The following is a 12,742-nucleotide window of genomic DNA, read 5'->3' on the forward strand; positions in this document are numbered from 1 at the left end:
CTATAGTTTATTAATTTATTTTTGAAGGAATGGAGTTTAATCTATTATGAATCAAAACAAACGTCGTGTTAGTCCATGGGTATGGGGTATTTTGGCCGTAGTCGTTGTGATTGCAATTTTCTTTATTTCAACATACAACAGCCTAGCTAAAAGTAGTCAAGATGTTGACGCTCAATGGGCACAAGTTGAAAACCAAATGCAACGTCGTTACGATTTAATCCCTAACTTAGTGAATTCTGTAAAAGGAAGTATGGGACAAGAACAAAAAGTATTTGGTGATATTGCAAAAGCACGTACTAGCTATGGTAATGCAAAATCAACTCAAGAAAAAATGGATGCAAATACTCAATTGGATCAATCAGTAGGTACTTTGATTAATGTGATTGGTGAAAATTATCCAACCTTAGGATCAAATACCAATGTCCAAACTTTAATGACCCAACTTGAAGGAACAGAAAATCGCATTGCAACCGAACGTAAACGTTACAACGATCAAGTTTCAACCTATAACAAAACGGTTGTTGGTTTCCCTAGAAATATCGTTGCTAATATGATGGGACTAGGTTCAAAACCATACTTTAAAGCAGCAGATGAAGCTAAAACTGCTCCAACAGTTGATTTTGGTAACACAACAGGTAGTTCGTCATCTTCAGCAGCTTTGATTCTTCCACAGTCAATGAGAGTTATCTAGCTAATTGAGACGACTTAATTTTAGTCTTTTAAGCGTATTATTGGTGGCCTTAATCGCGATTATTTTAGGTAGTAATCAGCAAACAACGACTGTGGATGCGATGATTAATATCCCCAATACACCGTATTATGATGAATTAAATATTCTATCAGACAAGACTAAACAAAATATTGAAGATCAAAATCAACTTTATGCAAGAAGTAAAGAAAAACCACAAGTGGCGGTTGCTGTTGTTAATTCCACTGAAGGTGATTTAAAGACTTATGCAACTGACTTATTTCAAAAGTGGCGTTTAGGTGATCGTAGCAATAATAATGGTATTTTAATCCTGTTTGGTTACAACGAGGGCAGTCAAAATGTCCGAATTGAAGTAGGTTATGGGCTTGAAGGAGCTTTGCCGGATGCTTTGAGTAAGCAAATTTTGCTAAACGAACGAGATAAACTCAAGTCAAAAGATAAAGCGTTGGTTGATCAAGGGTTGAATAACGTCTTTAGTGCAGTTAGTGTGGCAATTGATCAAGAGTACCAGTTGACCTCATTACAAGACAGTGGCGTTCAAAATAAGGTTAATCAATACCGTGAAAAATCTGAAAAAGAAAGTTCAGATAATTCAGGTCCAAGTTTATTTTCAGTTATTGTTATTATCATTATTATCATTATTTTTATTTCTCGTGGTGGTGGCTCTGGTAGAGGCGGTTCCGGTGGAACTGGCTTCTTATTAGGGATGCTACTTGGCGGATCATCTGGAAATTCATCTGGCGGTGGATTTTCTGGTGGTGGTGGTTTCTCTGGTGGCGGTGGCTCATCAGGAGGCGGCGGTGCCGATATTTAAACACTCATCTAAGATGGGTGTTTTTTATTTGGTCAAATAAAGGAATAATAGTTGACTTCGTCTGGGTGTCGCTATATATTGAACGTAAGTTACACAAGCGTAACTAATTTATAACTGAACAGTTAGGTGAGGCTCCTATATGGATATACGCTATTGCCCAGAACATCGACAGATGCCAATGGGTCAAACAGAAACAGTCGGAGTAAGGCTTTTTCCAGATAGCTATGCAGGTTTTGCAAAACGCCATATAGTGTTAAAACTGAGCGAGTGTTCAATGTACAATGTGTCACATTTTACCCCCTTATTTCACTTTGTATCATGGCAAACGATAAGGGTTTTCTTAAATAGCTGAGTACTTGCCTTTTGTTTTTGAAAGGAAGTTGACAAACATGTTAGAAAAAAAGAGAAATGGTGTCATGCAACAACAGATTGAAAAAATCAAATTGTATGCACACCAAAGTAACGAAGAAGTCCTAAGTGCCTTGCACACGAGTTCTTCAGGATTATCTGAGGAGCAAGTGGCTAATCATCAAGCACAGTACGGTGAGAATAAAGTCTCCCATGGTAATGGTGATACAAAGCTTAAACAATTTATTGAAGCATTTGTAACGCCTTTTACGGTGGTGTTAGTTGTATTAGCTTTAGCATCGTTTATGACGGATTGGGTCTTTTCTGCACCACAAGACCGATCAGTTGCGACTACAGTAATCATGTTATTAATGGTGATTATTAGTGGGTCGATGAGTTTTTTCCAAAGTCGCCGGTCCAGTAATGCTGTAGATAGCCTAATGAAGATGATTCAAGTCACAACTAATGTGATTCGTCAGGGAAAGTCATTTGAAATTGCAACTGAAAAAGTTGTTGTAGGTGATATTATTTCGCTGTCAGCCGGAGATATGGTACCAGCAGATATGCGTTTGTTACAAACTAAAGATCTATTTGCTAGTACGAGTTCACTGAATGGCGAATCTGCTCCCGTTGAAAAGATAGCAACAGCTAAGCCAAAAGATAATGATGATTATTTGAGTTATCAAAACATGGTTTACTCAGGAACTAATATTGTCAGTGGAAGTGCTATTGGCGTTGTTGTGGGTGTTGGGTCAAAAACTGTTTTTGGTCAAATCGCCGGTGAGTTATCCACCAAAACAAAACAAGTTACGGCCTTTGATAAAGGCATTCAATCAACTTCATGGTTATTAATCAGATTTATGTTGGTTGTTGCACCACTCGTTTTTTTGATTAATGGCTTGTTGAAGGGAAACTGGCTAGATGCTTTAATTTTTGCGATTGCAACCGCTGTTGGGTTAACACCTGAAATGTTACCTGTTATTGTGACCTCCAATCTAGTTAAGGGTTCAGTTGAGATGTCAAAACATGGGACTATCATGAAGAACATCGATGCGATTCAAAACTTAGGCTCTGCTACGGTTTTGACAACGGATAAAACGGGAACATTAACGCAAGATAAAGTAGTTTTAGAGTATCACTATGATTTAAATCACACTGAACAACCTAAAGTGTTAACCTATGCTTATTTAAATAGTTATTATCAAACAGGCTTAAAAAACTTGATGGACAAAGCTATTATTTCAGAAGCTGGTAAAGAATTAGATACCGATAAAATAAAATCAGATTACCGCAAAATTGATGAAATTCCCTTTGATTTCAAACGTCGTCGAATGAGTGTTGTGGTTGAAAATGGTGAAGATGAACGTTTGTTAGTCACAAAAGGTGCAGCTGAAGAAATGTTGCAAGTTAGTCGTTACTATGAACTTGATGGCGAAGTTAAAGAGCTTGATGACACCATGCGTGATAAAATTTTAAAACAAATTGAATCATTAAATGAAGATGGCCTTCGGGTAATTTTATTAGCTTATCAAAAAAATCCACGACCAGCAGGTGCTTTTACAGTAGCTGATGAACGTGACTTGATTATTTTAGGTAACTTGTCGTTCTTAGATCCTCCTAAAGAATCCACTAAACAAGCACTGGAACAACTTAAGGTTGATGGTATTGATGTTAAGATTTTGACAGGAGATAACGAATTAATTACACGAGCTGTTGCCAAACAAGTGGGCTTAAATGTCGATAAAATTTACTCAGGTCAAGAATTGGAAGATAAGTCGACAGAAGAACTAGCTCAAATTGTTGAAGCTCACAATATTTTTGTTAAGTTAACCCCCGCACACAAAAGTATGATTATTCGCCAACTTCGGGCTAATGGGCACACAGTTGCTTTTATGGGAGATGGGATTAACGATGCTCCTGCGATGAAAGAAGCGGATGTCGGGATTTCTGTTGATACGGCAGTTGATATTGCCAAAGAATCAGCTGATGTTATTCTACTTAAAAAAGATTTAAAAGTGCTAGATACGGGAGTTCGCTTAGGACGTAAGGTCTTTGGTAATACGATGAAGTATATTAAGATGACTTCAAGCTCAAACTTTGGGAATATTTTTTCAGTGGTTTTTGCCAGTCTATTCTTACCATTCTTGCCTATGCAACCCTTACAATTATTGTTATTGAATATGATTTACGATATCTCGTGTTTAGCTATTCCATTTGATGTGATGAGTGAAAAATATTTAGAAACACCACGTCACTGGTCAACTAAGGGACTTAAAAAGTTCATGTTTTACTTTGGTCCAACCAGTTCAGTGTTTGATATTTTAACCTTTGCATTTTTATTCTTTATTTTAGGACCTGCTATGCTAGGTCATACTTATTTTGATTTGAATCAAGCACAACAACTCCAATTTATGATGATGTTTAACACCGGGTGGTTTATTGAATCACTTTGGACACAAGAAATGGTTATTCATGCTCTTCGTGATAAACGCATTCCATTCATTCAAACGAAAGCCTCATTTCCACTAATGGTTTCAACAATTGGTGCAGGAATTATTGGGACAGTGATTCCTTATCTAGATTTCGGAAAAGATTTAGGTTTTGAATTGCTACCTATTAGTTACTTGCTCTTTGTAATAGTGATGTTGGTACTTTACTTTGTTTTAGTGACAATTGTGAAAAAACGTTACTTACAACATGAAGATGAATTGATTTAAAAAAGATTGGCGAATTTCGCCAATCTTTTTTGTTGTCCTTGCCATTGTGAAATAAAAATCGCTATAATTGAGAGTATACCTAAAAAGAGCAGTATTAAGAGGAATTATGATTGTGATATACTGTAAACGATTATAAATAAGGAGTTTAACTATGTCTGATAAAACATTTTACGTCACAACCCCCATTTATTACCCATCTGGAAAATTAACTATTGGAAATGCTTACACGACAGTTGTTGCCGATGTTTTGGCACGTTACAAACGCCAACAAGGCTACGACGTCTTTTTCCTAACAGGGACAGATGAGCATGGGCAAAAGATTGAAGAAAAAGCAGAACAAGAAAAAACAAATCCTAAAGCTTATGTAGATAAAATGGCTGCTAGCTATAAAGAACTTTGGGAAATGCTAGATATTACTTACGACCGTTTTATTCGTACAACTGATGAAGATCACCAAAAAGGTGTGCAACAAATTTTTGAAAAATTACTCGCACAAGGTGATATTTACTTAGGTGAATATGAAGGTTGGTATTCAGTAAGTGATGAAGAATACTTTACTGAATCACAATTAGATGAAGTTTATCGTGATGAAAACGGTAAAGTAATCGGTGGTAAAGCTCCTTCAGGACACGAAGTTGAATTAGTTAAAGAACCAAGTTACTTCTTCAAAATGAGTAAATACGCTGACCGTTTAGTTGATTACTACAACAACCATCCAGAATTTATTCAACCTGAATCTCGTCGTAATGAAATGATTAATAACTTTATTAAACCAGGTCTTGAAGATCTTTCAGTTACCCGTACAACTATTGACTGGGGAATTAAAGTACCTTCAGATCCAAAACACGTTGTTTATGTTTGGATTGATGCTTTAGCTAACTATATTACAGCACTGGGTTATGGCTCAGACGAACACAAATTATATGACAAATTCTGGCCTGCTGATGTGCATTTAGTTGGAAAAGAAATTGTGCGTTTCCACACAATTTACTGGCCAATTATGTTAATGGCACTAGATTTACCGCTACCAAAACAAATTTTTGGTCACGGTTGGGTCTTAATGAAAGACGGAAAAATGTCTAAATCAAAAGGTAACGCTGTTTATCCTGAAATGATTGTGAACCGCTTTGGTTTAGATGCTTTACGTTACTACTTGATGCGTGAAATTCCATTCGGAAACGATGGTATCTTTACACCTGAAGATTTCGTGGAACGTGTGAACTATGACTTAGCTAATGATTTAGGGAACTTACTAAACCGTACGGTTTCAATGATTAACAAATATCACCAAGGACATGTGCAACCACTTGGCGAACATCTAACGGACTTTGATGCATCACTTGAAGAAAAAGCAGCCGAAACGATTACGCACTATCACGAATTAATGAACAGTTTCCACTTCTCAAAAGCACTAGATACGATTTTTGAATTTGTGCGTCGTGCTAACAAATATATTGATGAAACACAACCTTGGGTACTTGCAAAAGATGAAACTAAAGCAGCAGAACTTCAAGATGTAATGTCTCACCTAGCTGAAAGTTTACGCCTAATTGCGTTGTTAATTAAACCAATTATGACACAAACACCACATAAGATTTTTGAACAATTGGGTCTTTCAGAAGATTCAGCAACTGCTCATGAATTAGTCTTTGGTGCTTATGATTGGAATCACGCTGTTGCAACAAAAGCAACACCAATCTTTCCAAGACTTGAAAAAGAAGTCGAAATCAAATACATCAAAGATCAAATGGCAAATGCCAAAGATAAAAAACAAAGCCGTTCACAAAAGAAACAAGCTTCTGAAAAGAATGCAGACAAAGCTAACGATAATGAAATCCAATTCGATGACTTTGTCAAAGTTGAAATGAAAGTTGGCGAAGTTTTAGAAGTCGAAAAAGTAGAAGGTTCTGATAAACTACTTAAATTCCAACTTGATTTTGGTGAAGAAAAACCACGCCAAATTTTATCTGGAATCGCCAACTTCTATTCTGAAGAACAAGAATTAAAAGGCAAAAAAGTAATCGGTGTTATTAACTTGAAACCTCGTAAGATTTTTGGTCAAATGAGCCAAGGAATGTTACTTTCTAGTGAAAAAGGCAAAAAAGTGCAATTAGCAATTGTGGATGATTCACACGAAAATGGAGCTGAAATCGGATAATGAAATTATTTGATGCACATACGCATTTAAACGACACGCCTTTTTTTGGTAAAGAGGCAGAGTATATTCAACGTGCAAAAGATTTAACAGTGACGGAGATGGCCATTATTGGGTCAAATCCGGACATGAATCAACGTGCAGTTGAACTGAGTGAAGAATTTGACCCGCTTTACGCAGTGGTTGGCTTCCACCCAGACGATGCAAAATTATACAATGAACAAGAAGAAGCAGTTTTAAAAGAGTTGCTTCAAAAAGAAAAAACAGTAGCAGTTGGTGAAATTGGATTAGATTATCACTGGGATGCTTCAAAACGCTCAACACAACACGAAGTTTTTGAACGTCAATTGCAGTTGGCTTATGACATGAAGTTACCGGTATCCATTCATACTAGGGATGCTTTTGAAGACACTTATGCGATTTTGAAAAATTTCGGTAAAGTGGACACTTATGGTGGGGTTATTCACAGTTTCAACGGAAACCCAGATCAATTACAACGCTATTTAGATCTTGGGTTGAACGTTTCTTATAGTGGTGTGGCTTCTTTCAAAAACGCCAAAGAAGTCCATGAATCTGTCATTCAAACACCGCTTGATAGAATGATGGTCGAAACAGATGCCCCTTATCTAACGCCAACTCCTTATCGTGGTAAGCAAAATGAACCAGGCTATACCTATTATGTAGCTAAAGCCATTAGTGAATTGAAAGGAATCGATGTAGAAGAGGTTGCTGATGCAACTTATCGTAATACATTGAAATTTTATAATCTTGACTGAATTTAAAATTGAAGAAGTGGTTGTTGTGGAAGGAAAAGATGATATCAAACGATTGAATCTTTATTTTCCAGGTATCAAAACCATTCAAACGCAAGGTTCTGCGATTTCAGAAGCAATTTTAGACCAGATTGAGACGGCTTATCATAAAACAGGTGTCATTGTTTTAACTGATCCTGATTTTAATGGTGAAAAAATTCGAAAAAAAATTTTAGAACGCCTGCCTAACGCCAAGCAGGCGTTTTTGCCGCGTGATAAAGCTGTCCCTCAAAAATCTGGTGGAAGTTTAGGCATTGAACATGCTTCAAAAGCAGACTTGCTTGAAGCTTTAAAAGAAGCACGGTTAACACAACAGCTTTATGAACCTGAAGTAACACGCCATGATTTAATTGAACACGGGTTAGTGTTTGGTCCTAATGCTCGCTTTTTAAGAGAACAATTAGGAAACCAATTGAAAATTGGTTATGGCAATGCAAAACAATTAGAGAAAAAATGTGCAACGTTTCAAATTACAAAAGTAGAATTTGAAACCGCTATGAAACAAGTAAAGGAGAAATATGAAAAGTTTACCCATCGGTGATCCTATCAAAACGTCACAAATTATCCATGACTATGGTTTAAGAGCTAAAAAAAGTCTAGGACAAAATTTTTTAACCGACTTAAATGTACTGGAAAACATTGTGGAAAGTGCAGAAATTACACCAGAAGACCAAGTTCTTGAAGTAGGTCCTGGAATTGGATCGATTACCCAACAACTTGCTGAAACAGGTTGTAAAGTCGTGAGTTTTGAAATCGACCAACGTTTTATTGCCGTTTTAGATGATGTTTTAAGCGAATACGATAATGTCGTTATTATTAATCAAGATGTCTTAAAAGTAGATTTAGAAAAAGAATTGTCAGCTTATTTTGATTTAACTAAGCCTGTTAAAATTGTCGCTAATTTGCCTTATTACATCACAACACCAATTATGTTTAAACTGTTAGATAGTCCACTAGACTTAACTTCAATGACTGTTTTAATGCAAAAAGAAGTTGCTGACCGTATTGTTGCTGATAACGGTTCAAAAAACTGGGGTCCCTTATCAATTGCCGTTCAAATGGTGGGTGATCCTGAAATTAGTTTTACCGTGCCCCCAAAATCTTTTAATCCAGCTCCTAAAGTAACCTCGGCAATTTTAAACTTAAGATTAACGGGTGATAAATATCAAGATGTTAACTTTGATCATCAATTATTTGACCAAGTTGTTAATGCGTGTTTTAAACAAAGACGTAAAACCATTTACAATAATTTGAAACAAGCATTTGGATCAAAAGGTAAATCACCAGAAGATATTAAGGAAATCTTAAACAATGCGAACATTCCAGAAAAATATCGAGCAGAACAGCTGACAATTAATGATTTTATTCGGTTGACTAACTGTCTTTAAATCGGGTAAAATAGTATAGTTTGAGACTAATAATTTGCTATCCCTTGACAAATTCGCTATAATAGTGTTGCAGGGGAGAGTGAATATATGCTAATGACATTACAAAAAATTAAGCAACAGCTTGAAGACCATATTGGTGAAGATATTACAGTTGTGGCACAAGCCGGTCGTAAGAAGATTACTCGACGTAAAGGAACACTAACTAAAACTTACCCATCAGTATTTTTGGTTGATTTAGACCAAGAAGAAAATCACTTTGAAAGAGCGACCTACAGCTATACAGATTTATTAACTGAAAATATAAAATTGGAATTTGAAGTTGTTCAAGACGCTTAAATTTTCCCGAACAATCATTAGTAATTTTATAGAATTACTAGTGGTTTTTTTTGTTTTGCGGTATCCTTGATACAGAAATATAAACGGAGGCACATTTTATGAAACGATCAGAACGTCTTATTGATATGACGCAATATCTTTTATCAAAACCACATACATTGATTTCGCTACCTTTTTTTGCGACTAAGTATGATTCTGCCAAATCATCAATCAGTGAAGATCTTTCCATTTTGAGAAAAACCTTGGCAACTAATCAAAACGGCTATTTACAAACCATCGCAGGAGCTGCTGGTGGTGTCCGTTATATTCCATTTATGGGACGAGTAGATGCTATTAATTTGATTGAAGACTTAATTAAAAATGTTGACGATGAAGACAGAATTTTACCTGGCGGTTTTTTATATTTGTCAGATATTATTGGTAATCCTCAACTATTACAAGCAATTGGTAAGTTGATTGCAACACACTTTGCTTTTAGTGATATCGATGTTGTGATGACAGTTGAGACAAAAGGTGCACCACTAGCTGCTGCAGTTGCCAGTTTTTTAAATGTGCCTTACGTGATTGTGAGAAGAAAGCCAAAAATTACTGAAGGTCCGACAATTAGTGTGAACTATGTTTCAAGTTCAGGAACACGTTTTGAAAAAATGGAACTAGCTAAACGTAGTCTAAAACCGCATTCAAATGTTTTAATTGTGGATGATTTCATGAAAGGTGGCGGTACGATTAACGGTATGGTCAACTTAGTTAATGAATTCGATGCTAATGTAAGCGGAATTTCAGTTTTATGTGAAGCAAAAACTTCTGAAAAAGCAGTAGCTGACTATGTCTCACTACTAAACCTAGAAGAGGTTGACCCTGTGAACAAGCAAATTAAAGTTAACCCTGGAAATGTAATTGAAAGAACGAATTTCGAGGTGTTCTAATTGGGCTATGTACAAGTCATTAAAACAGCAGTTTTATTGTTTCCCTTTTTAGCTTTAATCATTTCACTCCCTGTCTTTATTAGACAGTATCAAAAGTATCAAGCTTTTGTTTTTTGGCGAGGAATTATGATTTATTCTTTTGTTTTTTATTTGTTAGTTGCTTATTGTTTGATTATTTTGCCATTGCCGGATGTTCAAGCAGTCGCTAACTTAAAAACGCCAACTTACAATTTGAATTTATTTCAGTTTGTAAGAGAGTTCCAACATGAAACACCTTTGATTTTGAGTCAGCCACGAACATATTTACAAACACTCAAAAGTGCCAGCTTTATTCAACCTTTATTTAACTTGTTTTTAACCATTCCTTTTGGTGTTTATTTAAGATACTACTTCAAAAGAAGCTTTAAACAGGTATTAATTTTAGGGTTTTTACTATCCTTATTCTTTGAGTTAACGCAATTAACGGGGCTTTATGGCATTTATCCAAGATCTTACCGCCTATTTGATGTGGATGATTTAATGTTAAATACGTTGGGTGCTGTTTTTGGTTATGTGTTAACACCAGCTGTTACGTTTTTATTCCCAACTCAAGATAAACTGTCACAAAAAGCCGGGTCACTCAAGACTAATGTGTCTATCACTCGTCGTACAGTGGCTTTGATTACAGATGGAATCGTTTGGGGAATCTTAACTTCAGTTATAGCTGTTATTTTAAAATTGGCTCAAGTTAACGTGGATATGATAATTGTGAATAGTCTAGTTGCCTTAATCTTATTAGGGGTGATTCCCTTATTTAAAGGTCAAACCATTGGGAAGTGGGCTGTCAAAATTAAAATAATAGATGCTAGAACTCAGCGTAAGCCTGGCTTTTGGCAATTAGTTTTTCGTCAATTTGAATTGTATGGTGTTTTATTACCCTTTACGTTAGGTTTAACACCTTATGTGATTTCGTTGACGGGAAAAGTACCAGATGACAAGCTAACGCAAGTTTACTTCTTAGCTATAGTGTTATTAGCTTTAAACTTATTGCTTGTATTATACTTAGTTTGGCAAGCATTTAAGCCATCACCAGTCTTATTTTATGAAAGATGGTCTAAAACTAAACAAGTCAGTCAGCTAAAGGAAGAGGAGAGCTAATCTAATGGATCAAAAAAATATTATTATTTTGGCTGCTGGTCAAGGAACCAGAATGAAGTCAAAACGTTACAAAGTCTTACACGAAATTCTAGGTCGTAGTATGGTCGACCACGTCTTGACACAAGTTGAAAAATTAAACCCACAAAATATTGTAACGGTTGTTGGTCATGGTGCTGATGAAGTTAAAAAAGCGTTAGGTGACCGCACACAATACGTTTTACAAGCAGAGCAACTGGGAACAGGTCATGCGGTAATGCAAGCGGCTGAATTGCTTAAAGATAAAACGGGAAGCACTATCGTAGCTAATGGGGATACACCGCTACTAACCGCTGAAACTTTTGAAAAATTATTTGAATCCCATCAACAACTTCAAGCAAAAGCAACTGTTTTAACAGCTAAAGCGCCGAACCCTTCAGGATATGGTCGTGTAATTCGTAATGAAGACAATGAAGTTGTCAAAATTGTTGAACAAAAAGACGCGTCAGAAGCTGAAAAACGCATTGATGAAATTAATACAGGTGTTTACTGTTTTGATAACCAAGCTTTGTTTGAAGCTTTAAGCAAAGTCACTAATGATAATGCGCAAAATGAATATTACATTACTGACGTCATTGAAATCTTGAAGTCTCAAGGTGAAGTGATTTCAGCTTATCAAATGCCAGACTTTGATGAATCAATGGGGGTTAACGACCGTTTGGCCTTAAGTCAAGCAACTAAAGTGATGCGTAATCGCATTAACAAAAAACACTTACTAAATGGTGTCACCATTGTGGATCCTGAAAATACATATATTGATGTTGATGTTGAAATCGGGGCGGATACCGTAATTGAACCAGGCGTTTATTTACAAGGTCAAACAACAATTGGTGAATCTTGTGTGATTACGACAGGCTCAAAAATTGTGGATAGCCAACTTGCTGATAATGTTACTATTCACTCTTCAACTATCGAAGAGTCAGTGATGGAAAGTCATACAGATGCTGGTCCTTATGCCCACTTACGTCCACAATCACATATTAAAGAATATGCTCACATTGGTAATTTTGTTGAAATCAAAAAAGCAGTTATTGGTGAACATACTAAAGTTGGTCACTTGACTTATGTTGGGGATGCAACTTTAGCAGATCATATCAACATTGGTTGTGGGGTTGTTTTTGTTAATTATGATGGTGTTCAAAAATTCCACACAACAGTTGGTTCACACAGTTTTATTGGAAGCAGTTCAAATATTGTAGCACCTGTTGATATCGCAGATCATGCGTTTGTGGCAGCAGGGTCTACAATTACAAAAGATGTGCCTAAACATGCAATGGGAATTGCACGACAAAAACAAACAAATAAAGAAGATTTTTGGAAACGATTACCATTAGCACAAAATCCAGATTGGAATTAGAATTGGT

Annotated in this window: 11 protein-coding genes and 1 riboswitch; all 11 genes read left to right on the forward strand. The window is 36.1% G+C overall.

Translation table 11 applies throughout. The features are described from left to right. Positions 1-46 precede the first annotated feature (46 nt). The 11 genes from R4Y45_RS02225 to glmU all read left to right on the forward strand — a co-directional run bounded on the left by R4Y45_RS02225 (position 47) and on the right by glmU (position 12,735). Positions 47-691, forward strand: coding sequence for a LemA family protein (locus tag R4Y45_RS02225; protein ID WP_339968845.1), 645 nt, complete (start codon positions 47-49; stop codon positions 689-691). A gap of 4 nt (positions 692-695) precedes the next feature. Further along, positions 696-1,523 carry a TPM domain-containing protein gene (locus R4Y45_RS02230; protein WP_339968847.1) on the forward strand — a complete coding sequence of 276 codons (828 nt, stop codon included), beginning with the start codon at positions 696-698 and terminating at the stop codon, positions 1,521-1,523. A gap of 111 nt (positions 1,524-1,634) precedes the next feature. After that, a riboswitch (M-box (ykoK) riboswitch) is annotated at positions 1,635-1,801 on the forward strand. A gap of 111 nt (positions 1,802-1,912) precedes the next feature. Next, entirely contained in the window at positions 1,913-4,588 is a 2,676-nt protein-coding gene (gene mgtA / locus R4Y45_RS02235) for a magnesium-translocating P-type ATPase (RefSeq protein WP_339968850.1), read from the forward strand. A gap of 151 nt (positions 4,589-4,739) precedes the next feature. Continuing rightward, positions 4,740-6,746: a methionine--tRNA ligase gene (metG, locus tag R4Y45_RS02240; protein ID WP_339968852.1), complete on the forward strand. Its 2,007-nt coding sequence runs from the start codon at positions 4,740-4,742 to the stop codon at positions 6,744-6,746. Continuing rightward, positions 6,746-7,519, forward strand: coding sequence for a TatD family hydrolase (locus tag R4Y45_RS02245; RefSeq protein WP_339968854.1), 774 nt, complete (start codon positions 6,746-6,748; stop codon positions 7,517-7,519). Before metG ends, R4Y45_RS02245 begins: the two co-directional genes overlap by 1 nt. Next, positions 7,512-8,096, forward strand: a complete 585-nt coding sequence (gene rnmV, locus R4Y45_RS02250; RefSeq protein WP_339968857.1) for a ribonuclease M5 — start codon at positions 7,512-7,514, stop codon at positions 8,094-8,096. The genes R4Y45_RS02245 and rnmV overlap by 8 nt, the downstream gene beginning before the upstream one ends. Then, entirely contained in the window at positions 8,074-8,943 is an 870-nt protein-coding gene (gene rsmA, locus R4Y45_RS02255) for a 16S rRNA (adenine(1518)-N(6)/adenine(1519)-N(6))-dimethyltransferase RsmA (RefSeq protein ID WP_339968859.1), read from the forward strand. Before rnmV ends, rsmA begins: the two co-directional genes overlap by 23 nt. 87 nt (positions 8,944-9,030) lie before the next feature. Beyond that, the gene (locus R4Y45_RS02260; RefSeq protein ID WP_339968861.1) at positions 9,031-9,279 is read left to right on the forward strand and encodes a Veg family protein; all 249 of its coding nucleotides are present in this window, start codon (positions 9,031-9,033) and stop codon (positions 9,277-9,279) included. Between the two features lie 98 nt (positions 9,280-9,377). After that, on the forward strand, positions 9,378-10,205 hold the full coding sequence (purR, locus tag R4Y45_RS02265) for a pur operon repressor (protein ID WP_339968863.1): 828 nt from the start codon (positions 9,378-9,380) through the stop codon (positions 10,203-10,205). Beyond that, positions 10,206-11,342 (forward strand): VanZ family protein, encoded by a 1,137-nt coding sequence (locus R4Y45_RS02270; protein ID WP_339968865.1) that lies wholly within the window; start codon positions 10,206-10,208, stop codon positions 11,340-11,342. Positions 11,343-11,346: 4 nt separating this feature from the next. Beyond that, entirely contained in the window at positions 11,347-12,735 is a 1,389-nt protein-coding gene (gene glmU, locus R4Y45_RS02275) for a bifunctional UDP-N-acetylglucosamine diphosphorylase/glucosamine-1-phosphate N-acetyltransferase GlmU (RefSeq protein WP_339968867.1), read from the forward strand. The last annotated feature ends 7 nt before the right edge of the window (positions 12,736-12,742 follow it).

It is taken from the genome of Holzapfeliella saturejae (assembly GCF_037546065.1).
GTDB classification, from domain to species: Bacteria; Bacillota; Bacilli; order Lactobacillales; family Lactobacillaceae; genus Holzapfeliella; species Holzapfeliella saturejae.

Excerpts from the sequence above, each read along its gene's own strand:
- metG (WP_339968852.1), top strand. The coding sequence starts at position 4,740 with ATGTCTGATAAAACATTTTACGTCACAACCCCCATTTATTACCCATCT.
- glmU (WP_339968867.1), top strand. The coding sequence starts at position 11,347 with ATGGATCAAAAAAATATTATTATTTTGGCTGCTGGTCAAGGAACCAGA.
- R4Y45_RS02245 (WP_339968854.1), top strand. The coding sequence starts at position 6,746 with ATGAAATTATTTGATGCACATACGCATTTAAACGACACGCCTTTTTTT.
- mgtA (WP_339968850.1), top strand. The coding sequence starts at position 1,913 with ATGTTAGAAAAAAAGAGAAATGGTGTCATGCAACAACAGATTGAAAAA.
- rsmA (WP_339968859.1), top strand. The coding sequence starts at position 8,074 with ATGAAAAGTTTACCCATCGGTGATCCTATCAAAACGTCACAAATTATC.
- R4Y45_RS02225 (WP_339968845.1), top strand. The coding sequence starts at position 47 with ATGAATCAAAACAAACGTCGTGTTAGTCCATGGGTATGGGGTATTTTG.
- purR (WP_339968863.1), top strand. The coding sequence starts at position 9,378 with ATGAAACGATCAGAACGTCTTATTGATATGACGCAATATCTTTTATCA.
- R4Y45_RS02260 (WP_339968861.1), top strand. The coding sequence starts at position 9,031 with ATGCTAATGACATTACAAAAAATTAAGCAACAGCTTGAAGACCATATT.